This is a genomic window from Pseudomonas sp. MYb118 (assembly GCF_040947875.1).
In the GTDB taxonomy this organism is placed as follows: domain Bacteria; phylum Pseudomonadota; class Gammaproteobacteria; order Pseudomonadales; family Pseudomonadaceae; genus Aquipseudomonas.
This window is the reverse complement of the sequence record NZ_JBFRXN010000002.1, coordinates 3,330,243-3,351,715: the sequence shown is the minus strand read 5'-3', so window position 1 is coordinate 3,351,715 and position 21,473 is coordinate 3,330,243. Positions and strand designations below refer to the sequence as shown.

20 protein-coding genes are annotated in these 21,473 nt (G+C 61.2%); 10 read left to right on the top strand and 10 right to left on the bottom strand.

All coding sequences use genetic code 11. The annotated features are described in order from the left end of the window. Positions 1-3 precede the first annotated feature (3 nt). Positions 4-453, top strand: coding sequence for a Spy/CpxP family protein refolding chaperone (locus ABVN20_RS21150; RefSeq protein WP_368557633.1), 450 nt, complete (start codon positions 4-6; stop codon positions 451-453). A gap of 208 nt (positions 454-661) precedes the next feature. Then, a complete protein-coding gene (locus ABVN20_RS21145; RefSeq protein WP_368557632.1) occupies positions 662-2,002 on the top strand; it encodes an ATP-binding protein in 1,341 nt (446 codons plus the stop codon). A gap of 159 nt (positions 2,003-2,161) precedes the next feature. Here the strand turns inward: ABVN20_RS21145 and ABVN20_RS21140 are convergent, their stop codons facing one another. Further along, complete coding sequence (locus tag ABVN20_RS21140) at positions 2,162-2,725, bottom strand: NAD(P)H nitroreductase (protein ID WP_368557631.1); 564 nt, start codon at positions 2,723-2,725, stop codon at positions 2,162-2,164. Positions 2,726-2,846: 121 nt separating this feature from the next. Between ABVN20_RS21140 and ABVN20_RS21135 the strand changes: the two genes are divergently transcribed. Continuing rightward, positions 2,847-4,301 (top strand): TrkH family potassium uptake protein, encoded by a 1,455-nt coding sequence (locus ABVN20_RS21135; RefSeq protein WP_368557630.1) that lies wholly within the window; start codon positions 2,847-2,849, stop codon positions 4,299-4,301. Here the strand turns inward: ABVN20_RS21135 and ABVN20_RS21130 are convergent. Then, positions 4,258-5,319 (bottom strand): AraC family transcriptional regulator, encoded by a 1,062-nt coding sequence (locus tag ABVN20_RS21130; protein ID WP_368557629.1) that lies wholly within the window; start codon positions 5,317-5,319, stop codon positions 4,258-4,260. The two genes, ABVN20_RS21135 and ABVN20_RS21130, sit on opposite strands and share 44 nt — an antisense overlap. 160 nt (positions 5,320-5,479) lie before the next feature. Between ABVN20_RS21130 and ABVN20_RS21125 the strand changes: the two genes are divergently transcribed. Together ABVN20_RS21125 and ABVN20_RS21120 are read left to right on the top strand one after the other, a co-directional pair. Next, positions 5,480-5,791 (top strand): Mpo1-like protein, encoded by a 312-nt coding sequence (locus tag ABVN20_RS21125; RefSeq protein ID WP_368557628.1) that lies wholly within the window; start codon positions 5,480-5,482, stop codon positions 5,789-5,791. 37 nt (positions 5,792-5,828) lie between these two features. Further along, positions 5,829-6,419 (top strand): HD domain-containing protein, encoded by a 591-nt coding sequence (locus ABVN20_RS21120; RefSeq protein WP_368557627.1) that lies wholly within the window; start codon positions 5,829-5,831, stop codon positions 6,417-6,419. Between the two features lie 50 nt (positions 6,420-6,469). Here the strand turns inward: ABVN20_RS21120 and ABVN20_RS21115 are convergent, their stop codons facing one another. After that, positions 6,470-7,285, bottom strand: coding sequence for a UDP-2,3-diacylglucosamine diphosphatase (locus ABVN20_RS21115; protein ID WP_368557626.1), 816 nt, complete (start codon positions 7,283-7,285; stop codon positions 6,470-6,472). 135 nt (positions 7,286-7,420) lie between these two features. On the opposite strand from ABVN20_RS21115, the gene ABVN20_RS21110 reads away from it, so the two are divergent. Both ABVN20_RS21110 and ABVN20_RS21105 read left to right on the top strand, forming a co-directional pair. Continuing rightward, positions 7,421-8,185, top strand: coding sequence for an AraC family transcriptional regulator (locus tag ABVN20_RS21110; protein WP_368557625.1), 765 nt, complete (start codon positions 7,421-7,423; stop codon positions 8,183-8,185). A 90-nt stretch (positions 8,186-8,275) separates the two neighbouring features. Continuing rightward, positions 8,276-9,169 carry a DMT family transporter gene (locus ABVN20_RS21105; protein WP_368557624.1) on the top strand — a complete coding sequence of 298 codons (894 nt, stop codon included), beginning with the start codon at positions 8,276-8,278 and terminating at the stop codon, positions 9,167-9,169. Here ABVN20_RS21105 and ABVN20_RS21100 read toward each other — a convergent pair. From ABVN20_RS21100 to recQ, 4 genes are all read right to left on the bottom strand, one after another. After that, on the bottom strand, positions 9,163-9,450 hold the full coding sequence (locus tag ABVN20_RS21100) for a SelT/SelW/SelH family protein (RefSeq protein ID WP_368557623.1): 288 nt from the start codon (positions 9,448-9,450) through the stop codon (positions 9,163-9,165). The two genes, ABVN20_RS21105 and ABVN20_RS21100, sit on opposite strands and share 7 nt — an antisense overlap. 44 nt (positions 9,451-9,494) lie before the next feature. Further along, positions 9,495-11,288, bottom strand: coding sequence for a FimV/HubP family polar landmark protein (locus ABVN20_RS21095; RefSeq protein WP_368557622.1), 1,794 nt, complete (start codon positions 11,286-11,288; stop codon positions 9,495-9,497). A gap of 127 nt (positions 11,289-11,415) precedes the next feature. After that, complete coding sequence (locus ABVN20_RS21090) at positions 11,416-11,850, bottom strand: MarR family transcriptional regulator (protein ID WP_368557621.1); 435 nt, start codon at positions 11,848-11,850, stop codon at positions 11,416-11,418. Between the two features lie 129 nt (positions 11,851-11,979). Next, positions 11,980-14,106, bottom strand: a complete 2,127-nt coding sequence (gene recQ / locus ABVN20_RS21085; RefSeq protein ID WP_368557620.1) for a DNA helicase RecQ — start codon at positions 14,104-14,106, stop codon at positions 11,980-11,982. Between the two features lie 399 nt (positions 14,107-14,505). Between recQ and ABVN20_RS21080 the strand changes: the two genes are divergently transcribed. The 3 genes from ABVN20_RS21080 (at position 14,506) to ABVN20_RS21070 (ending at position 16,821) form a co-directional block, all read left to right on the top strand. After that, positions 14,506-15,093 carry a UPF0149 family protein gene (locus ABVN20_RS21080; RefSeq protein ID WP_368557619.1) on the top strand — a complete coding sequence of 196 codons (588 nt, stop codon included), beginning with the start codon at positions 14,506-14,508 and terminating at the stop codon, positions 15,091-15,093. A gap of 40 nt (positions 15,094-15,133) precedes the next feature. Next, positions 15,134-15,499 carry a YbaN family protein gene (locus ABVN20_RS21075; RefSeq protein ID WP_368557736.1) on the top strand — a complete coding sequence of 122 codons (366 nt, stop codon included), beginning with the start codon at positions 15,134-15,136 and terminating at the stop codon, positions 15,497-15,499. 146 nt (positions 15,500-15,645) lie between these two features. Further along, positions 15,646-16,821 (top strand): hypothetical protein, encoded by a 1,176-nt coding sequence (locus ABVN20_RS21070; RefSeq protein ID WP_368557618.1) that lies wholly within the window; start codon positions 15,646-15,648, stop codon positions 16,819-16,821. A gap of 68 nt (positions 16,822-16,889) precedes the next feature. On the opposite strand, the gene ABVN20_RS21065 is transcribed toward ABVN20_RS21070, so the two are convergent. The 3 genes from ABVN20_RS21065 to ABVN20_RS21055 all read right to left on the bottom strand — a co-directional run bounded on the left by ABVN20_RS21065 (position 16,890) and on the right by ABVN20_RS21055 (position 21,357). Further along, a complete protein-coding gene (locus tag ABVN20_RS21065; protein WP_368557617.1) occupies positions 16,890-19,175 on the bottom strand; it encodes an autotransporter outer membrane beta-barrel domain-containing protein in 2,286 nt (761 codons plus the stop codon). A 214-nt stretch (positions 19,176-19,389) separates the two neighbouring features. Next, positions 19,390-21,027, bottom strand: coding sequence for a hypothetical protein (locus ABVN20_RS21060; RefSeq protein WP_368557616.1), 1,638 nt, complete (start codon positions 21,025-21,027; stop codon positions 19,390-19,392). 48 nt (positions 21,028-21,075) lie between these two features. Continuing rightward, positions 21,076-21,357, bottom strand: coding sequence for a hypothetical protein (locus ABVN20_RS21055; protein ID WP_368557615.1), 282 nt, complete (start codon positions 21,355-21,357; stop codon positions 21,076-21,078). Positions 21,358-21,473: the final 116 nt, after the last annotated feature.

Below are 21,473 nucleotides of genomic sequence, written 5' to 3'. Positions count from 1 at the left end.
ACCATGCGCAAGACTCTTATCGCCCTGATGTTCGCTGCTGCCCTGCCTACCGTTGCCATGGCCATGCCTGAAGGTGCCGGCCCCATGGGTGGCCCGCTGGACGGCCCACGCCACGGCGGACAGATGCACGACATGCGCGGTAAAGGCCCGTACAGCCAGCTGGACCTGAGCCGCGAACAGCGCGAGCAGATCCGCAAGATCATGGGCGAGCAGATGCACCAGCGTAAGGAAGTGGTCGACAAGTACCTGGAGAAACTCTCGCCAGCCGACCAGAAAGCCATGAAGGACGAGATGGCTGCCAACCACAAGAAAGCCGAGCCCGATGTACGGGCGCTGCTGAAACCGGATCAACAGAAGAAATTCGACGAGATCCAGAAAAAACAGGCTGAGCGCCGCGCCGAATGGGCCGAATTCAAGGCCTGGAAAGCGCAACAACCGCAAAAAGCGCAATAATGCGTTAATCCGGACCCGGCGGCTGATACCGCCGGGTTTGTTTTTTTTGCTTTCTTGGCTAACGCCTGAAACTGTGGGAGCGAGCCTGCTCGCGATAGCGGTGTGTCAGCTTAAGCCTCTGCAAGCTGACACACCGCTATCGCGAGCAGGCTCGCTCCCAAAGTGAATAGGGGGGCCACATTCATCATCGTCTGCCTGGAGATTTTCTGTGCGTTCATTGTTCTGGCGTATCCTCGCCAGCTTCTGGCTGGCCATCGCCCTGGTTGCCGGGCTGTCCATTCTGCTCGGGCACATGCTCAACCAGGACGCCTGGATCCTCAGTCGCCATCCAGGCCTCAATACCCTGGCCGAGGAATGGACGCAAACCTACGAAGCCCAGGGCGAAGAGGCTGCTCAGGACATCCTCGAACAGCGTAAACGCCAGTACCACATCGACGTCCAGGTGTTCAACGAAAGCGGTGATCCGGTGGTGCGCGGCACCTTCCCGCGCCGTGCCGCCGCCTTCGAAGCCCGCCAGAACAACGATGACCGGCGCCTGCCGTGGCGCCGCGTGACCGACGAATACACCAGCGCCAAGACCGGTGACACCTACCTGCTGATCTACCGCATTCCCCACCCGGAACTGGACGCGTGGCACCGGGAAAGCCTGCTCTGGCCCCTCAGCGCATTGGGCATCGCCCTGGTGGTGCTGACCCTGTTCAGCCTGCTGGTGACCCTGTCCATCACCCGCCCGCTGAGCCGCCTGCGCGGTGCCGTGCATGACTTGGGGCAGACCGCTTACCAGCAGAACAGCCTGGTGAAACTGGCCAACCGACGCGATGAGTTCGGCGTGCTGGCCAACGATTTCAACCGCATGGGCGCACGCCTGCAAAGCCTGATCGGCAGCCAGCGTCAGCTCCTGCGCGACGTGTCCCATGAACTGCGCTCACCGCTGGCGCGCTTGCGCATTGCGCTGGCCCTGGCTGAACGCTCGAACCCCGAGGAACGGGAAAAACTCTGGCCGCGCCTGACCCGCGAATGTGACCGACTCGAAGCGCTGATCAGCGAAATCCTCGTGCTGGCACGGGTCGACGCCGACAACGCCAGTGCTGAAGAGGTGGACCTCAACGCCCTGCTCCATACCCTGCAAAAGGACGCACAACTGGGCTCGCCGGAACAGACCGTGCAACTGGACGCCGAAGACCACCTCAATCTCAGGGGCTGGCCGACCATGATCGAGCGCGCCGTGGACAACCTGCTGCGCAATGCCCAGCGCTTCAACCCGGTGGGACAGGCGATTGAAATCCAGGCGCAGCGCCAGGCGGAGCGCATCGTCGTCAGCGTGCGCGACCATGGGCCGGGGGTGGAAGACGAGCATTTGCATCAACTGGGCGAACCGTTCTACCGGGCGCCTGGGCAAACGGCAGCAGGACACGGCCTGGGGCTGGCCATCGCCCGCCGCGCGGCGGAACGGCACGGCGGCAGCCTGGTGCTGGCCAATCATCCGCAGGGCGGGTTTGTCGCGACGCTGGAATTGCCGTTGGTGCCGGGGGTGGTGGCGCAGCCGTAACACGACCGCAGCGATTTCCCCTGTGGGAGCGAGCCTGCTCGCGATAGCGATGTGTCAGCTAGTGCATTTGCAACTGAAAGACCGCTATCGCGAGCAGGCTCGCTCCCACAGGGGGTACTCCCACAGGATCTACTCCTACAGGATTTATTGCGGTGGCAGTCAGTTACCCGACCACGCACTGACAAACTTCGTCAGGTCTTCCTTCTCTGCCACGCGCGGCTCTTTCTGCGGGGTACCGAGGTAGAGGAAGGCAATCACCTGTTCGCCTTCGGCCAGCCCCAGGCCCTTGGCCACGTGCGGCGAGTACGCCAGGTCACCGGTGCGCCACACTGCGCCGATACCTTGCGCGTACGCCGCCAGCAGAATGCCATGGGCCGCGCAGCCGGCGGCCAGCAGTTGCTCGGACTTCGGATACTTGACGTGATCCTGCAAGCACGCGATCACCACGACCACCAGCGGCGCGCGCAATGGCCCGTTGCGCGCCTTGTCCACCGCCGCTTCCGACACATCGCTGTCCTGCAACTTCGCCGCTTCGGCCAGCAACTCGCCCATCTGCTCGCGTGCCGCGCCTTCGACGGTGAGGAAGCGCCAGGGCTGCAAGTGGCCGTGGTCCGGCGCGCGCATCGCCGCGTTGAACAGCACTTCACGCTGCTCGGCGGTCGGTGCCGGGTCAAGCAAACGTGGAACGGAAACACGGTTGAGCAAAGCGTCGAGAGCCTGCATCGGCCACCTCCTGAAAAAATTGTCCGGCTATTCTAGCGGTAAGCGTCCGGCAGTGCCGGTTTACATGCCCTGCCCCATGGGTAGAATGGCGCCCTTCCCCCTTTCAGCCCGAGCGGACTTCATGGCGTTGCCGACTTTACGAACCATTGGTTTCATCATCGGCCTCTTCCTGATCACGCTGGCGGTCGCCATGGTCGTGCCCATGGCCACGCTGATCATCTTCGATCGCACCAGCGACATGCCATCGTTCCTCTGGTCGAGCATGATCACCTTCCTGGCGGGCCTGGCACTGGTGATTCCCGGGCGTCCCGAACACGTGCACCTGCGTCCGCGGGACATGTACCTGCTGACGGTCAGCAGCTGGCTGGTGGTGTGTATCTTCGCCGCGCTGCCGTTCCTGTTGACCCAGCACATCAGCTACACCGACTCGTTCTTCGAAAGCATGTCCGGGATCACAGCCACCGGTTCCACAGTGCTCAATCACCTGGACAGCATGTCGCCGGGCATCCTGATGTGGCGCTCGCTGCTGCACTGGATCGGCGGTATCGGCTTCATCGGCATGGCAGTGGCGATTCTGCCGCTGCTGCGTATCGGTGGCATGCGCCTGTTCCAGACCGAGTCGTCGGACCGCTCGGAAAAAGTCATGCCCCGTTCGCACATGGTGGCGCGGCTGATCGTGGCGGCGTACGTCGGTATCACCATTCTCGGCAGCCTGGCTTTCTGGTGGGCCGGCATGAGCCCGTTCGACGCGATCAACCATGCGATGTCGGCGATTTCCACCGGCGGCTTCTCCACCTCCGACCTGTCCCTGGCCAAGTGGACACAACCGGCGGTGCACTGGGTGGCGATCGTCATCATGATCCTGGGCAGCCTGCCGTTCACCCTGTACGTGGCCACCCTGCGCGGCAACCGCAAGGCACTGATCAAGGATCAACAGGTGCAGGGCTTGCTCGGCATGTTGCTGGTGACCTGGCTGGTGCTCGGCACCTGGTACTGGTGGACGACGCAACTACACTGGCTGGACGCTTTGCGCCACGTGGCGCTGAACGTGACCTCGGTGGTGACCACCACCGGTTTCGCGCTCGGGGACTACAGCCTCTGGGGCAATTTCTCGCTGATGCTGTTCTTCTACCTGGGTTTCGTCGGCGGCTGCTCAGGCTCGACGGCGGGCGGGATCAAGATTTTCCGCTTCCAGGTCGCCTACATCCTGCTCAAGGCCAACCTTAACCAGCTGATTCACCCGCGTGCGGTGATCAAGCAGAAGTACAACGGCCACCGTCTCGACGAAGAGATCGTGCGTTCGATCCTGACCTTTTCGTTTTTCTTCGCCATCACCATCTGCGTGATCGCCCTGCTGCTGTCGCTGCTCGGCGTCGACTGGATGACCGCCCTGACGGGCGCGGCCAGTACCGTGTCCGGCGTCGGTCCGGGGCTGGGCGAAACCATCGGCCCGGCCGGCAACTTCGCCAGCCTGCCGGATGCGGCCAAGTGGATTCTCTCGTTCGGCATGCTGCTTGGCCGCCTGGAGATCATTACGGTGTTCGTGCTGTGTATTCCGGCGTTCTGGCGTCACTGACCCGGTTCGGCGCTTCCGCCAGCCGCACCCGGTACTCGCCGGGCGTGGTGTCGAACCAGCGGCGGAACGCTCGAAAGAAGTTGCTCGGGTCGGCAAAGCCCAGCAGGTAGGCAATTTCCAGCAGGGTCATGGTCGGCTGCGCGAGGTATTGCTCGGCCAGTTCGCGGCGGGTGTCATCGAGCAGGGTCTGGAAGCTGGTGCCCTCTTCCTGGAGCCGTCGCTGCAAGGTTCGCTGCGACAGGTGCAGCGTCTGCGCCACGGTATCGCGCTTGGGTTCACCCTGGGGCAGCAGGCGGCAGAGCACCTGACGGGCCTTGTGGGTCACGCGGCTTTCGGAGAACCGCGCCAGATACTCCCCGGCAAACCGGTCGTGCAACAGCGCCATGGCTTCGTTGGCGGTTGGCAACGGCGCCTCCATGTCGGCCCGTTCGAAAATCAGCGCGTCATAGGGTGCGTTGAACTCCAGCGGCGCGTGGAACGCCTGCCGGTAGGGCGCAAGATCGGCAGGTTCCGCGCCCTGCACCAGCACCTTGCGCGGGTGCAGGGTTCGCCCGCTCAGCCAGCCGCACAGCGCCAGTGCACAGGCCAGCGATGCTTCGGCGCTCTGTCGGGTCGGTGGCAGATGGTCACCGTGGACGGTCAGGATCAGCGCGTAACCCTCGTCCAGCAGACGGAAACTCAGGTCGGCGCTTTCGGCGATGATGCGCTGATAGCGCACCAGCCGCTTGAAGCCTTCGGCCAGGGTCTGGCTGGACATCAAGGCATAACCGGCCACGTGGAAGGAGGCCGGTCGCACCACCTTGCCCATGTTCAGGCCGATCGCCGGGTTGCCCGACAGCTCGACGGCGCGCTGCCACAGGCGTGTCATGGAGTCCTGCGGGAAGCGCGCGTCCGGATCTTCGAGCAACGCATAGTCGAGCCCCAGCTGTTTGAACAGAACCTTGCAATCCAGGCCGTCCATTTCCAGTGCTTTGACAATCCCCATCGCCCAGCTTGCAGAAGTCGTTCTTTCGCTCATGGCGTGTACTTACATGATGAGCCGCATGCTACGGCCAATTACCGAAGGATACTAAAGTGGCGCCTATTGTCACTGGCTGATGCCATTGATCACTCTAGACTCAAATAAGCTCCCCGCAGAACAACTTGCAGTCATAACAATAACCACAGAGATCGCAGTCGTGGAAAACGTCAAACATTTCAACAGCTTTGCCGAGTTTTACCCGTATTACCTGAGCGAGCACAGCAACAGTACCTGTCGTCGGTTGCACTTTGTTGGCACGACGCTGGTGCTGTTGATCGTGGTCCTGACCATCGGCCATGGCGCCTGGGCGTGGCTGCTGGCCCTGCCGCTGGCCGGCTACAGCTTTGCCTGGGTCGGGCATTTTTTCTTCGAGAAGAACCGCCCGGCCACCTTCCAGCATCCGTTCTACAGCCTGCTAGGCGACTTTGTGATGTACCGGGACATGATCCTGGGCCGCGTGCCGTTCTAACCGGAAATCCCTGCCCTGCAGAACAAGAGGATCGCTGATGAATGCCAATGCCCGTTTCACCCACATGCAGGACGGCACCCAGGAAGACTGGGCGATCATCGCCGCAGACTTCAGCGCCTACGCCCGACAGTTGCCGGCAAGGATCCTGGCGCACCTGAAGTTGCTGGAGGGTGACTTTGGCGGCTTCCCGGTGGATCGCCTGACCCACTCCCTGCAAACCGCCAGCCGCGCCTGGCGCGACGGCCGTGATGAAGAATACGTGGTCTGCGCGCTGCTGCACGACATCGGCGACACCCTGGGCTCCTACAACCACCCGGATATCGCGGCGGCGATTCTCAAGCCGTTCGTCAGCGCCGACAATCTGTGGATGGTGGAGAAACACGGGATTTTCCAGGGCTATTATTTCTTCCATCACCTGGGCATGGACCGGCATCTGCGCGAGCAATTCAGCGACCACCCGCAGTACCAGGCGACCATCGAGTTCTGTGCCAAATATGATGCGGCGGCGTTCGACCCGGCGTACGACACCCTGCCGCTGAGCTTCTTCGAGCCGATGATGGAGCGGCTGTTCGCGCAGCCCAAACAGTCGATCTACAAGGCGGCGATGGCGGAGCATGCGCCGGCCTGATAGACCGTGGTGACCCCATCGCGAGCAAGCCCGCTCCCACAAAAGGCAGGTCAGGCAGGCTCGGGGATTTTCAGGGCTTTCAATTCCGCTTCCCGCGCCTGGGCATCGGCCAGCCGGTACAGCTCGATCGAGCCGTCCCAGTGCTCGATCAGTGCCGTGCAGGATTCCACCCAGTCGCCACAGTTGAGGTAGTCCACCTCGCCGACCTTGCGGATCTCGGCGTGGTGGATGTGCCCGCAGACCACCCCGTGCAGTTCGCGCTTGACGCATTCGTGGGCGATGGCTTCTTCGAAGTCGCTGATGAAATTGACCGCGGTTTTCACCTTGTGCTTGAGGTACGCCGACAGCGACCAGTAACCGTACCCATAGCGGGCCCGCCAGTGATTAAGCCAGCGGTTGAGGGTCAGGGTGAATTCGTAGGCCGAGTCGCCGAGGAAGGCCAGCCAGCGGTGATAACGGGTGATCACGTCGAACTGGTCGCCGTGGATCACCAGCAGGTGGCGACCGTCGGCGGTCACGTGCACCGCTTCGTCGACCAGCTGGATGTTGCCCAGGATCAGTTTCGAATAGCGGCGCAGGAATTCGTCGTGGTTGCCAGTGACGTAGATCACCTCGGTACCACGCTTGCTCATGGTCAACAGGCGACGGATCACGTTGGTGTGCGCCTGGGGCCAGTACATGCCGCCGCGCAGCTTCCAGCCGTCGATGATGTCTCCGACCAGGTAGATCCGGTCGGCGTGGTAACTCTTGAGAAACTGCGACAGGTGTTCGGCCTGGCAATCCCGGGTGCCCAGGTGCACATCGGAAATCCACAAGGTTCGCACACGTTGCTTGCGACTGGGTTTGGCGAGCTCGGCGCTGGTCATGGGCAACCCTCTGCGATTGTTTTTGCAAGCTTGCGCCGATCCGGTTAATCGACCATGACAAGCGCAAGTCAGTCGTGTGACAGCGCACCCGACCGGCGTCGGTGTAGACTGTCGACCTTGTTTCGGAGACCTGCGATGAGACCCATCCTCACATTGCGCCAATACACCCACGACCAGATCGTCCATAGCCACGATCACGCGCAACTGGTGTTCGGGCTGTCGGGCGCACTGGATTTCGAAGTCGACGGCCATGGCAGCCAAGTGGTCGAGCAGCGTTTCGTGGTGGTTCCGTCCGGTTTTCATCATGCCTGTGGCAGCCCCAACGGCAGCCGCTGCCTGGTGCTGGATGTGCCGAGCGATAAGTGGGTGACGCAAAACCTTGGCGAACACGCCGATGCCAGCCGTCGCCTGCTGGACCACGCCGGCCCCCTGCCCCTGGATGCCGGGCAGCACCAGTTGGTCAACTGGCTGGCGAACAGCCCGGTCAGTGATCCGGTGATAGCGCAACAGGGCGCGGTCCTGTTGCTGGCCAGTCTGAACAGGAGCGAACCCGAGGTGATTGGCGGGCGGCGCCTGCCCTATGCCGAGTTCAACGCGCACATTGATCAAAACGCGGCCTATCCGCTGCAAGTGGCCGACCTTGCACGCCTCAGCGGCCTGTCCACGGCCCGGCTGCATGCGCGGTTCATCGCCGAATGCGGGCAGACGCCCATGGACTACATCCGCAGCCGACGCCTGCACATGGCCGTGCGCCTGTTACGCACATCGGCGCTGCCCATCGGCGAAATCGCCGTACGGGCGGGCTACAGTTCGCAAAGCGCATTCTCCGCGGCGGTGCTGCGTGAATTTGGCACGCCACCGGGCAAACTGCGACGCGAGGCTGGCGACAAAACTCGCTAGTTCGCCGACAGACCGAACGGGGACGATGGGTTTTAATGGAGCCACTGACGATGCCCGTCAGCCTGACTCCAGCGTTGATCAAGGATTGCAATGACTCCCCGTACCGCCCTTGGTGCCCTGCATATCGGTGCCCTGATGTTTGGCCTGACCGGCGTGTTCGGCAAACTCGCCGCCGCCTCCCCGGCCATCATTGTCTTTGGCCGCGCCGCCTTTGCGGTGCTCGCACTCGGCCTGTTCGCCCGCATCGCCCGCCAGACTCGCTGGCAGACCCTGAACGCCGGCGACTGGCGGCGCCTGCTGCTCGGTGGCTTGCTGTTGGCCGGCCATTGGGTGAGCTTTTTCATCTCGGTGAAAATCGGTGGTGTCGCCATTGCCACCCTGGGTTTTGCCAGTTTCCCGGCGTTCACCGTGATACTCGAAGGGCTGATTTTCCGCGAACGCATTCGCGCCAATGAAATCATCCTGGTGGTGTTGGTGAGTATCGGGCTGGTGTTGGTGACCCCGGACTTCGACCTCGCCAGTGGCGCCACCATCGGTCTGCTGTGGTCGGTGGCGTCCGGCCTGCTGTTTTCGCTGCTGTCGCTGACCAACCGCGCCAGTTCCGGCAAGATCCCGCCGGTTCAGGCGGCACTATGCCAGAACGTGGTGGTCGCGTTGTGCCTGCTGCCGGTCGCGGCGCCGCAATTGACCGAGGTGCGCCCCCTGGACTGGCTGTGGATTGCCTTGCTCGGGGTGTTCTGCACCGGCCTCGCCCACAGCCTGTTCGTGGCCAGCCTCGCGGTGATCAAGGCCCGGACCGCCGCCGTGGTGTTCGCCATGGAGCCGGTGTATGGCATCACCGTGGCCTGGTGGCTGTTTGATGAAAACCCGACGTTGCGCATGTTATTGGGCGGTGCCTTGATTATCGTCGCGATCGTGGTGTCCGCCCGCTTGTCAGGTGGCTCGAGCAAGCCTGCGGTGGCCGCCGAGGCCACCTCTCACTGAGTGCGGTCGTTGTGCCCGAGGTCGCGGTCCGGATCAATCTGATCACGGACCCGCTGCTTGAGTACCTTGGCTTCCGGGAAACCGCCGTCCACCTTGCGCTCCCAGATCTGCACGTCGTTGCAGGCGATGTGAAACACGCCACCGGTGCCGGGCACCAGCGACACCTTGCCCAGATCGTCGGCGAAGGTACTGAGCAGTTCCTGGGCCAGCCAGGCAGCACGCAACAGCCACTGGCATTGCGTGCAATAAGTGATGACGATTTCCGGTTTTTGCGTATTCATGACGGAGCAGATTCCTGAGTCAGGGGCGCCGTCATGATAGAGGCTCAGCGAATACCGGCCAACAGCGTCCGCGCGGTTTGCCTGAGCGGCTCGTCACCGTCCTTGAGCAGCTCGTTGAGCAGCATGGCGGCGCTGTCCAGGTCGCCATCGTCGATGCAGGTCTGGGCCTGTTCGAGTTTGTCGGCGTTGCTCGCCGCTGCGGGGTCGAGGTCCAGGGGTTCCAGCTCGATCGACTGGTTTTCATCACTGAAGCCATCGAGAAAATCATCGTCCAGCGCCTGTGCATCAGGGTCGGCGAGCCACTCCAGTTCGGATTCTTCCAGTGCGGGCTCTTGCGGCGAGTCGAACGGCAACACCTGCAGGTTCGAAGCGAACGGCGGCTCTTCGGCTTTTGTCGGAGCTGGCGAGGATTCGACCAGATCCCAGCTGGAATCCATCGACAGTTCATCCAGGTTCAACTGGAATTCGTCATCGGCCGAAGGCTCCACGGGTGCGGTGACCTCCCGCTGTTCGAACGCGGGTGTAACCAAAGGCACGGCTGCGGCCGCGGCGGCCGTCGCCGCCATCGCTGCTGCTGGCGCCACAGGCTGGCTCAACTTAGGGAAGCGTGCCCGCATGTCCTGAAGCTGTTGCGGGTCGAAGCCGGCCTCGCGCAGGCTGTTTTCCTGGGCGTCGTAGGCGGGCTCGTCGCCCTGCTTGCCAAGGACTTCCAGCAGTTGCACGGCAAGGTCCGTGCGGTGCGGCTCCTTGGCCAGGGCATCGCGCAGCAGCGCCGCCGCTTCGGCAAATCGCCCGTACGTCAGGTACAGGCTCACACCTTCCAGGACATCGCCGGTCGGCGCCTCCTCGTGATGTTCGTGAACCGGGTTGAGCATCTCCGGCTGTTGCAGCGAATCGAAAGCGGGGTCGAGCACCACCTCACGGCGCGACGGCGAAACCGGCGCGCCAACGGGCAATGCCTGGGCCTGCTGCTGGCGACGCCGAACGAACCCCATCACCAGCAACAGGCCGACCAACACCAGCAAGCCGAGGACCAGCCACCAGTTGATGCCCTCAGGCTCCGGCGTCACCACGGGCGGTGGCACCTGCTCAACTGGCGGCACGGCCGGTACGGGTTTGTCCTGCGCCAGGCGGGTTTCCAGGTCGGTGATCTGTTGCTTCTGGCCGGCGATCTGCTCGTCCTGGGCCTGAAGCCTGGCATTGAGTTCATCGACGGTTTTCTGCAATTGCTGGTTTTGCAGCACGCTGGCCGCCAACTGCTCGGCGGAATCATCGACCACGGGCGGCGCCGGCGGTGGGGCTTGAGTGACCGCAGCCGGTTTTTTCGCGGCGGGCGATGGCGCCGGGGCAGGAGTGACGCTGGGGAATGGCGAATTCGACGAGTGACTGGCCGGCTCATCGGCCACCGGCACGATACCCGGTGTACCCGGCGGGTCGATCAGCACCGTGTATTCGCGCACGACCCGGCCGTTGGGCTGGTTGAGTTGCACGAGAAAATCGAGGAAGGGTTCGTTGACCACTTTAGTGGAACTCACCCGGATAACGCTGCGGTTACCCCGCAGGATCGGGGTGAACTTCAGATCGTTGAGAAAGAACACCCGCTCGACGCCGGCGCGGCTGAACTCGTCGGCCGTTGCCAGGCTGACCGCCAGGTCGCCCTCCTCCAGACCCGCCGCATCCTCCAGAACGATGTCAGCCCGCAACGGCTGATTGAGCGCCGAATGCACGGTGATTTCCCCCAGCCCCAGCGCGGACGCCAGGGCCGAGTAAGTCAAAAATCCACCAGCCAGCAACCACCTGGCGCACCCTCGCCGTACTACGTGCCAACTTTCGAGCATGAGCATCCCTTAGATAACCAGAATCAACCGCACGTGTTCGTATATCCGGTACGAACACGATATCGCCCAGTAGTTCTTTATAGTCTGCTCAGCGGGGTATCTCAAAACACTGACACGCGGTTGTGCCTCAAGATTTTTCCAGGTTCGCCAGAATGTGCCCGTGAACCCGCATGCAGACCTTTAGGTCGGCTTCGTCGACACCTTGAAAAAGCTCGTGACGCAATTGGGTGGCAATGGTTTCGATCTGTTCGATCAACGGACGGGCCGGGGCACAGAGCACGATTTTTTTTGCCCGGCGGTCTTCCGCCACGGATTGACGCTGCACCAGCCCCTGGCTTTCCAGGCTGTCGAGCAGTCGCGCCAGGGTGGGTCCTTCGACGCCGACGCTCTGTGCCAGCTCGCGCTGAGTCGGGGCGGCGTCGAAACGCGCCAGGTGCAGCAGCACCAGCCAGCGCGCCTGGGACAAGCCCAGGCCGGCCAGGCGGCGGTCCAGTTCGGCGCGCCAGCCGCGAGACATCTGGGCCAATTGCATGCCAAAGCGGTGTTGATCGGTTAACGGCATAAAACACTCATGGTTAGACTGAAATAGATAAAACTAATTATTAGTCAGCTAAGCATGGCCTTTGGCTTGAGGCAAGGTTTGCTCTGTACTGAATCGTTACATCTGGAAACCGTAATCAAGATTTGCGCATCAGATCTCGAATTCCGATTGCAGCGCGGCACGTACGCAATACAACACGCCTTCAGGCACACGCCCGGCAAACAGCTCGGCGACCTCGGCAACCGAAGGCAGCTCGCCCTCGCCGTCGAGAAACGCGTCCTGCACTTCGCCCATCAGGTCTTCGGGCAGGTCCAGCGCCTGCTCCAGCGACAACTGCTGCTGGCCGATAGCTTCGGCCAGCATGGCGTAGACGTTCTTCTCCGAACATTGCAACTGACCGGCAATCTGCAGGGGCGTCATGCCGGCACGGGCCAGCGTGATCAGTTCGTGACGCACATCGGCCACCGCCTTCGGCGTCTCGACCTGACCGCCGAGCACTTCGAGGAACGCCTCGCCGTAGCGCTCCAGTTTGCGCGCGCCGACACCGCTGACCCGGGCCATTTCCGCCAGCGAGGTCGGCTGGCTGCGCAGCATTTCCAGCAGGGTCGAATCGGGGAAGATGACGTAGGGTGGCACGCCATGTTCTTCGGCGAGCTTGCGGCGCAGGGCGCGCAAGGCTTCCCACTGCTCGCGCTCTTCGCCGCGCACCAGTTGGCTCGCCTGGCTCTTGCTGCTTTTGGCGACGGTTTGCGGTTTGAGGTCGCGACGCAGCTCCAGGGTGACCTCACCCTTGAGCAGCGGTCGGCAACTGTCGCTCAGGCGCAGGCCGCCATAGCCGTCCAGGTCGATGTCGGCCAGACCGCGCGCCACCAGTTGGCGGAACAGCGAGCGCCACTCGCTCTCGCCCATCGCCTTGCCGACGCCGTACACCGACAGGTGCTGATGGCCGAAGCTGCGGATCTTTTCGTTGTCCTTGCCCAGCAACACATCCACCAGATGACCGACGCCGTAGCGCTGGCCGGTGCGGTAGATCGCCGACAACGCCTGGCGGGCAGGCTCGGTGGCATCCCAGGTCTGCACGCCATCGACGCAGTTGTCGCAGTGGCCGCATGGCTCGGGCATGTCTTCGTCGAAGTAGGCGAGCAAGGTCTGGCGACGGCAGCGGGTTTCTTCGCAGAGCGCAAGCATGGCATCGAGCTTGTGCTGCTCCAGACGCTTGTGGCGTTCGTCGCCCTCGGAGTTCTGCAACATCTGCTTGAGCATCACCACGTCTTGCAGGCCGTAGGCCATCCAGGCATCCGCCGGCAGGCCGTCACGGCCGCCCCGCCCGGTTTCCTGGTAGTAGGCTTCCAGGGATTTGGGCAGGTCCAGGTGCGCGACAAAGCGCACGTTGGGCTTGTCGATGCCCATGCCGAACGCCACCGTGGCGACCATGATCAGGCCTTCTTCGTTGAGGAAGCGTCGCTGGTGTTCGGCGCGGGTTTCATTGGCCAGGCCCGCGTGGTACGGCAACGCCGGGAAACCCTGCTCGGTGAGGAACACCGCGACTTCGTCGACCTTCTTGCGCGACAGGCAATAGACGATGCCGGCGTCGCTGCGCCGCTCGGCAAGGAACGCCAGCAACTGCTTGCGCGGCTGCTCCTTGGGGACGATACGGTAGAAAATGTTCGGACGGTCGAAGCTCGAAAGAAAGCGCTCGGCATTCTGCAAATGCAGACGCTCGACGATTTCCTCGCGGGTGCGCTTGTCAGCGGTCGCGGTAAGGGCGATGCGCGGCACATGGGGAAACAATTCCGCCAGTTGCCCCAGTTGCAGGTATTCGCGGCGGAAATCGTGGCCCCATTGCGATACGCAGTGGGCTTCGTCGATGGCGAACAGGGCGATGTCGAGGTTTTGCAGGAAGGCCAGCATGCGCGGCTGGACCAGGCGTTCCGGCGCCAGATAGAGCATTTTCACTTCACCACGGCGGATTCGCGCGGCGAGGTCGCGCTGCTGCTCGGCGCTCAGGGTGGAGTTCAACGAAGCCGCCGCAACGCCCAGTTCTTCGAGGGTCGCCACCTGATCGTCCATCAGCGCGATCAGCGGCGAGACCACCACCGCCAGGCCTTCGCGCAACAGCGCAGGCACCTGGAAACACAAGGACTTGCCGCCGCCGGTAGGCATCAGCACCAGGGCGTCGCCGCCGCTGGCTACGCGCTCAATGATCGCACCCTGACGGCCACGGAAACTGTCGTAGCCGAAGATGTCCTTGAGGACGCGTTGAGCCTGTTCGAGCATAGAAACTCCAAAAATCACCGAAACATCCCTGCAAGGCTGGTTCAGAACCGCCATCGCTGCACTGCCAAATGGTAAGTGCGCATTGCATGACGCTATGCAGACCAGCGCCGACGCCAGCAGGGCATCACAAAACGCGGGAGTATACCCGAGGGCTCGCGTGCGCAGGGTGCCGCTGAGAAGGGCAATACAAAATGCGCCCTCATGGCAAACCCTGTGGGAGCGAGCCTGCTCGCGATGGCGGCAGATCAGCCAGCGATCTGTCAGCAGTTGTACCGCTATCGCGAGCAGGCTCGCTCCCACAAGAGCTGGATTGCGGGACAAATACGCCGCACGGCTGGCCTGTGTGCTCAAGAAGGCCTAGAATTCCCGCATCTGTTTACTTCCCAAGGTAGTCCTTTAATGTCCTTCGCTGAGCAACTTACCCGCCTGCAAGTCTTCCTCGATGCCGATGAGCTGCATGACGAGGCGCTGGACTACGTGGCCGCCCACGGCTACCTCACTGCGTTGTCGATCTGCTCCGAGCAGGTGCCGGACCGCGAGTGGATCGACGCGCTGTTCGCCGAAGAGCCGCATTACGCCGACGACACCGAGCGCGAAGCGATCGAGTCAACCCTGCTGGCCCTCAAGGCGCACATTGCCCGGCAGCTGGCGTCCGATGAAGAATTCGAACTGCCGTGCGAGCTGGACCTGGGCGATGACCCGGACGACTCCGATCTGCGCGGCTGGTGCATCGGCTTCATGGAAGGCGTGTTCCTGCGCGAAGCGGCCTGGTTCGAAACCGCCGAAGACGAAGTCAGCGAAATGCTCCTGCCGATCATGGTCGGTTCCGGTCTGTTCGACGAGCAACCGGAGTTCTCCGACATCGCCGCCGACGCCAACCTGATGGACGATATGATCGTGCAGATCCCGGAAGCCCTGACCGCGCTGTACCTGCTGTGCAACGCACCAGACGAAAAACCGGCGATTCTCAAGCCACGCCACCACTAAGGTCCTGCCTGTGGACAACCCCATAGGCAACCGCTCCCTGATGTTGCGCTACGTGCTGCTGGCCATCGGCTGGCTGAGCGTAGCGCTGGGGGTGATCGGGATTTTCCTGCCTGTATTGCCCACCACACCTTTCCTGCTGCTGGCGGCCGCCTGCTTCGCCCGCAGCTCACCACGTTTCTACAACTGGCTGGTGGAACATCCACGGCTGGGCCCGTGGATTCGTGACTACCTCGACGGCAACGGCATTCCACTCAAGGGCAAGGTCTACGCCATCGGCCTGATGTGGGTGAGCATTCTGCTGTCCTGCTACCTGGTGCCGCTGCCCTGGGCTCGGGGTTTCATGCTGACCAGCGCGGTGCTGGTGACGATTTACATCCTGCGGCAGAGAACCCTGCACAAGCCCTGATCGCCCCATCGGCGAGATTCATTCGCTGCCCCTGCGCATATCCATTCATCGGAAACTGCTGAAAACCTGTTATTTCTGACAGTAGGCAAGGCTCGGCCCGAGGCCTTAAATCACTCCGTACATTCACCTTGTCCGGAGTCATGGTCATGACCGCGCTCTCAAGCAATCCCTCACAGAACCCCGAAACCGCGTTGTTCAGAATCACCGATATCCAGGATGAGACCAACAAATCCATCATGTACGGAACGCTGTACACGTCAAAGTACAAAGTGCTCGGTTCTGGTGCCGAGCCGAACAAGCTCATCGAGGTGTTCAACATTGATGAGAAGGTGGGCCAGACAACCAGCGACAGCCTCGGTGAATGGGCGACCCCATTAATCGACGTGACAAAGCTGGGCTGCTACGGAATTCTCGCCGTGGGCAAATGGGGAATCGAGCCTATCGCCCTGGAGGAAAACTTTACGGCAGGCACCCGCGACCCGATCATCGGCGAAGTGCTGGATGCAGAGGGCAAACCGATTGCCGATAACGCCTCCCTTCGTGGAACGGCGGTCACCGTTAAAGGCAATGCCGTCCCGCGCCAGAATGCCGAATTGTTCAATGGTGATACTTCGATTGCCACCGAGCCGGTGAATCAGTGCGGGGAAGTCGAGTTCGCCCTGGACGGGCTGGTTCCCGGCACCTACCGCATCAAGATCAAGGCCGGCAACGGCAATGAGTCGCGCGTCTTCACCTTTACCCTGCTGGCCGCCGCCGTGGCGCCAACCCTGGTCAAGGTGACAGATGCACAGGGGAACGAGATCCCCAAAGATTCCACCACCTTCCAGACCACCGTGATTGTCGAAGGCGCCGGGGAGAAAGGCGACAAGATCGGGATTTACAACGGCACAACGCTACTCAAGGAAGGCACCGTGGACGTCACGACAGGCCTTTACAGGATTCAGATTGACGCCCTTACTCCGCAGGCCTACAGCCTGACCGCCGTGAACGACGCGGGCACCTCCGCCCCGTGGCCCTTCACCGTGGCCGACAGCGACGCCCCCACCGACACGCGTGTCCATGACTCCGAAAAGGAAGTCGTCGATGGAGGCACCACCCTCTTCAGTTGGGTACTGCTCAGAGGCAAGACCGAGCCGGACGGGACTATCAAGGTCAAGGTCAACGGCACCGTCGCCCCGAAAGAACACCAGGCCAACCAGGATGGCGTCTGGACGACGTTGCTCACGGGCCTGGAAGTCGGCAAAACCTACGTCGTCAGCGCAGTCAGAGCCGACAACCCGGCCGCCGAATCGAACACCGTCAGCTTCAGCCGGATAGCCTGACGGCCTCTGCCGCCCATCAACCGGACGAAAAAAAATCGCTTATCCAGCGATTTTTTTTCCCCGGCGATTTACCACTGGTAACTCACGCCGAAGGTCGCCGCCACCGGCTGTTCGATGTGCTTGCCCTTGGCATAATCGACGCCGACATCCAGCCGCAGCTTTTCCGACAACGACACCGTCACGCCGGTACCGACCTCGACACCGCTGCCCGACAGATCGTTGTTGATCTGATTGCCGTTGACCTGCACGTCGTTGTCATTCGAGGCGAACTCGTGGATCACCGCCACACGCCCGTAAGGCCGCACCTGAGTGTTGCCCAGTTGCAGATTTCGACCGGCCATGACCCCAAGCTTGGTGCGAAACGAATGGGTGCGGTCGCCCTCTGCTTCCATGCCGTTGTCCAGCCGGTAGTCCTTGCCCTGGATCACCGCCGCCGACACCTGGACCGAGGGTTTGGCGAACCAGTGATTGCCCAGGTCGAGATGACGCCCCGCCTCGACCATCGCACTCACGGCGGAGTTGTCATAGTCGCCCTTGGACCGCTGGCCATCGCTCATGGTGACTTTGGCTTCATTGCGAAAGCGGTTGAACTTCAGGGCCGCATCGACATAGTAACCATTCTGTGGGTTCAACCAGCCGAGGTAAGGACCGAAGTAGAAACTGTCGACCGTGGCCGAGGTGCCGCGATCGAGGTCCAGGTCTGACTGGCTGTAACCGGCCATGACACCGCCGCGCCACAAACTGTCGCCCAATCGGGCATCCGCACCCATGGAAAAGCCTTGCTGTTGCTGGCTGTAACCCACTCCGGACGAACCACCGGCGACATTCCACTTGTTGCCATAGGGCCGAATCCACAGACCGTACAGGTTGTCGTCGGCCTGCAACTCGCCCATGCGGTTTTCCAGGGATTTCAACTCGCCATAGGACACGGTCATGGCGGTTTGATACAGCGCCACCACCGACTGCGCACCGGCGCTCAGGCGGGTGGTCGGGTTCAGATAGAACTCGGTACCGCCACCGGCGCCGGGCCGCTCGGCCAGATCATATTCGAACGCCCCCACATCGACCCGTCCGCCCAGCAAGGAGAAGGCCGCCTGGTTGTTGCCGATCTGCACCAGCGTCAACTGATGGGGCGCTGTCGCGTCCTTGCCCGACGCGGTGACCGCCAGTTCATAGCTACCAGTGGCGGTCGCGGCCTTGAGCAGGTCGCTTTCACCGGTGGCGAAGTTGCCCTGCATCGCGATGATGCCGCTGCCCTCAAGCGAATTCACGTCCAGCACACGATGCTCCCGGCTGGCGCCCGGCGCACCGAAGTTCACCGTGCCGTCATTGAGTGACAGGGTGTCGATGCTGTCATCGCCGACCATGGTCAGGCTCGAGCCACTGTTGAGGCTGAGGTTACTGTCGTTCAAACGACCGGTGAACGAAGAGCCGTTGTTCAGCGTGACATTGGCGGTGGAGCCGTCTTCACGCAGGATGTCGCCCACCATCGAGGCCCCGTTGAATGACAGATCGACGGTGCTGTTCTGCAGCACTTGCACGTTGCCTTCCAGGGCACTGCCGACCACATTCATCGCCGCCGAAGAAGCGCCCTGCACCGTCAACAGGTTACCATCACCAGCCCGCAGCACGGAACCGTTCTGCACCTGGATGGTTGCGCCCTGCACGCCGCCTTCCACCAGGATCGCCGGGCCGCTGCGCCCTTCCACGGTGGAGCCGTCGAGCAGCAGCGAATTGCTGCCGGCGCCATTGGCATCGTTGGTCATTTTCACGCCGGCCAGTTCGCCGCTGATCAGCGAACCGGCGAGTGCGCGCACGTCGCCGCCACGGCTGTCCAGCCCGACGCTGTCGGCATTGGTGCCACGCAACGTGCTGTTGACCAGGGTCAGGGTACTGAGTCCGGTGACCAGCCCGCCCGCCTCGCCGCCGGTAAAGGTGCTGTCGGTGGCGGTGACGGTCGAGCCCTGGGTGGCGGTCGGCGCACGACTGAGCCACAAGGCCTGGGTGCCGGCGGTGACCGTGGCGGCGCGGATGTTGGCCTGGGCTTCGGCTACCAGAATTCCGTGGAATCCCGGGTTGCCGGTCACGGTGGCTCCGTCGATGTTCAGGGTCGAACCACTGCGGATGCTCAGGCTCAGGGTATTGGCGCCACCCACGGCATTGAGCACTCCGCCGTCCTGGACGAAGTAGTCGGTCAGCGGGTCGGCCGGGCCGATGGTGACGTTCTCGCCAGCACCGATGATGACTGCAGCCATGGCCGACGGCGTGAGCAAAAAAAAGGCCGGCACGAACGCCAGCACTGTGAACCTGCCGGCAGCGGCAGGCTTGCGAAACATGGAAAGGTCGAAGCTCATAGATATGTCCTTCTCGTCTTCTCGTCTCCCTGGATGACAATGGAGAACGTTGAGGGCTGCGGACGATACAGAGACTTCCTACACAAAAATGTAGGACTAATCTCTCTTAGCATGAAAAAAACTACTGCTATAAAAAGGCGACTGACAGCACTGCGCGTATCCGATGCGGATGCATCGGATACGCGCCACTCCAGTGGCCGTCGAGGGCTGATAGTCAAGGGTGTGGAGGGATTGGCACGGTGATGTCGCAGACGTCCGAACCCACACTCATGTTGATACGAGTGACAGGGCTGACGGCGGCGGCGAGTTCTCCCGCAATTGTCACCCGGTATCTGAATATCCCCCAGGCGTTGTAGGTGTTGATCAAGTAGGGGTCAAATTCGACATACGCATACATGGTCTGGGCCGCCTGTTGGGCATTCGGCGTGAAATCACCATCGAATTGAGTGTCGGGAATCAGAGTCGAATCATCGCCAGAGTCGTCACCGTAACCGGCGTAAGTGAATTCAACTTTCACGTTCGCCAGGCGGGTGTCTGCAGGAATAGCGATGACCCCCACGACTTTGCCGTCCGCGCGCTTCCTCAAGGAGCTACAAACAAAAAAGTTGAACGTGGGATCGAGAAACTGGAAGGTAGGAACACCCAAGGTAATAGGCGTCGTGTTGACATCCGCAAGTCCCGTCAAAGACTGAGACACGTTGGTGTTCACAGCATGTGTCGCCCTATAGCTGATTTGTGTGTCTTTATTGTCTGGAATGTCACCCAAAAACAACCACAACATGGTCAGCTCTACCGGATCCGGTGGTGTCGATCCATCCGCTGGATATGCATACCTCCCACCCGGACCCGGTATGGCACGACCGGCATAGTACCCTTGAATAACGTCCCCCTGATTAAAGTTAGGATGTAACGGAACTAAAAACCTGACAGCTAAATCACTCTGTTTATCCGCCGCCGTGAGTTTATTTTTAGTATTAGAGACAGGCCCCCAAACTTCAGGAGCAAGCGAAGTTTTGTCTGCGGAGGTCGGGTCGGTAAGGTTAAAGTCTCCGAATGGCATCCTCAAATCATAATCGACCTCTTTCTCAATTTTAGCTGCGGGAAAGAAAAACCCATGGCGTTCAATTTGATACTCGAATTTTATCGTCCCTTCATTACCCTGGGTGACCAGGAGATTCAAATCAGGATTGGTCAGGAATGGAATTTCGACGATTTTTCGCCGAGGCAAGGCGACGCCGTCGATGAAAAGGTGGAACCAATCTTCCTGGAAATCAGCATTCGAGTAAGGGAGATCCAGCCCGACCTTGATGCCACCTACCGATGCAAAATGGTGGGCCAGCAACACATCGCCAGGATCAGGGGCCTGCGGAACATTCAAGGGTACTGTCACGCCGGGTCGTGGTTTATCGAATACAAACACTTCGACGGTTGGCGACGGAGTCGCTACCACATTCGGGTAGGTATGACCTTTGCAAAAAATAACGTACTTCCCGCTGTAGGTTGAAATGTGAGTAGCCTTCAAGTCGAATATCAATGGTTTGCCCAATTGATTTTCATCAACAGTTATTGAGCCGATGACTTGGGTATTGTCCGGATCCCTGCCCATATGGCATTCAACTGTGTCGCCCAATTTCATATTTGGGTAGTCAAAACTGATGGGCACTGGACCGCTTGCAAAATCATCCGCCGCCAAGCCGCGTTGCGCCACAAAAGGCGGCAGTTCAGCTGGATCGTCGAAGTTTTGTGCATCTTTTTGAACCGTATAAGTCACGGACAGCGCGTCCCCGACATTCCCGCCAAAATTAAGCATGAAGGTAACTACGTGATCACCCTCGATATCTTTTGCCGGCAAGGTCATCTCGATTGAGATCTCAGTTGGATCAGGGGTATCGGCGCCATATCAATCACCCGCTGGAGTGGCGTCCAATAACAGGTCAATGACAAAAGGGGTGACAGGAGGCTCATTCTGCTTGTCAAACTCCGGAATCCTCCAGTTATGCGGCTGGTTAAAGAGACTTGATGGAAGATACAAAGGCCCATCCGCCTTCAGCGCCGGCAGAAAGGGGTTGATAGGATCAGGGTAAGGCGCCGCATGTGGGGCTAACTGGATTTTTGCCAGATACGCTCGATAGTTCCTGTCTTTCTGAGCGGCGCTAACGGAAAGGTTCTGTTTTACAGACATGTCGATGCTCCTTCGAAGTTGAGCTCCGCTGCCTTGTCGTTGGCTGATCCAACGCCGGGCAAAGCTCACCGGCCTGATGACTAACCTGGATCGAGGAGTGTCTGGACACCGCTGGC

What these genes read in the sequence shown, in the direction of transcription:
- ABVN20_RS21140 (WP_368557631.1), bottom strand. Translation starts at nt 2,725, where the DNA reads ATGCAGGCTCTCGACGCTTTGCTCAACCGTGTTTCCGTTCCACGTTTG.
- ABVN20_RS21115 (WP_368557626.1), bottom strand. Translation starts at nt 7,285, where the DNA reads ATGACCAGCGCCGAGCTCGCCAAACCCAGTCGCAAGCAACGTGTGCGA.
- ABVN20_RS21075 (WP_368557736.1), top strand. Translation starts at nt 15,134, where the DNA reads ATGTTGCGCTACGTGCTGCTGGCCATCGGCTGGCTGAGCGTAGCGCTG.
- ABVN20_RS21095 (WP_368557622.1), bottom strand. Translation starts at nt 11,288, where the DNA reads ATGCTCGAAAGTTGGCACGTAGTACGGCGAGGGTGCGCCAGGTGGTTG.
- ABVN20_RS21130 (WP_368557629.1), bottom strand. Translation starts at nt 5,319, where the DNA reads ATGAGCGAAAGAACGACTTCTGCAAGCTGGGCGATGGGGATTGTCAAA.
- ABVN20_RS21065 (WP_368557617.1), bottom strand. Translation starts at nt 19,175, where the DNA reads ATGAGCTTCGACCTTTCCATGTTTCGCAAGCCTGCCGCTGCCGGCAGG.
- ABVN20_RS21135 (WP_368557630.1), top strand. Translation starts at nt 2,847, where the DNA reads ATGGCGTTGCCGACTTTACGAACCATTGGTTTCATCATCGGCCTCTTC.
- ABVN20_RS21150 (WP_368557633.1), top strand. Translation starts at nt 4, where the DNA reads ATGCGCAAGACTCTTATCGCCCTGATGTTCGCTGCTGCCCTGCCTACC.
- ABVN20_RS21080 (WP_368557619.1), top strand. Translation starts at nt 14,506, where the DNA reads ATGTCCTTCGCTGAGCAACTTACCCGCCTGCAAGTCTTCCTCGATGCC.
- recQ (WP_368557620.1), bottom strand. Translation starts at nt 14,106, where the DNA reads ATGCTCGAACAGGCTCAACGCGTCCTCAAGGACATCTTCGGCTACGAC.
- ABVN20_RS21055 (WP_368557615.1), bottom strand. Translation starts at nt 21,357, where the DNA reads ATGTCTGTAAAACAGAACCTTTCCGTTAGCGCCGCTCAGAAAGACAGG.
- ABVN20_RS21105 (WP_368557624.1), top strand. Translation starts at nt 8,276, where the DNA reads ATGACTCCCCGTACCGCCCTTGGTGCCCTGCATATCGGTGCCCTGATG.
- ABVN20_RS21100 (WP_368557623.1), bottom strand. Translation starts at nt 9,450, where the DNA reads ATGAATACGCAAAAACCGGAAATCGTCATCACTTATTGCACGCAATGC.
- ABVN20_RS21090 (WP_368557621.1), bottom strand. Translation starts at nt 11,850, where the DNA reads ATGCCGTTAACCGATCAACACCGCTTTGGCATGCAATTGGCCCAGATG.
- ABVN20_RS21120 (WP_368557627.1), top strand. Translation starts at nt 5,829, where the DNA reads ATGAATGCCAATGCCCGTTTCACCCACATGCAGGACGGCACCCAGGAA.
- ABVN20_RS21070 (WP_368557618.1), top strand. Translation starts at nt 15,646, where the DNA reads ATGACCGCGCTCTCAAGCAATCCCTCACAGAACCCCGAAACCGCGTTG.
- ABVN20_RS21110 (WP_368557625.1), top strand. Translation starts at nt 7,421, where the DNA reads ATGAGACCCATCCTCACATTGCGCCAATACACCCACGACCAGATCGTC.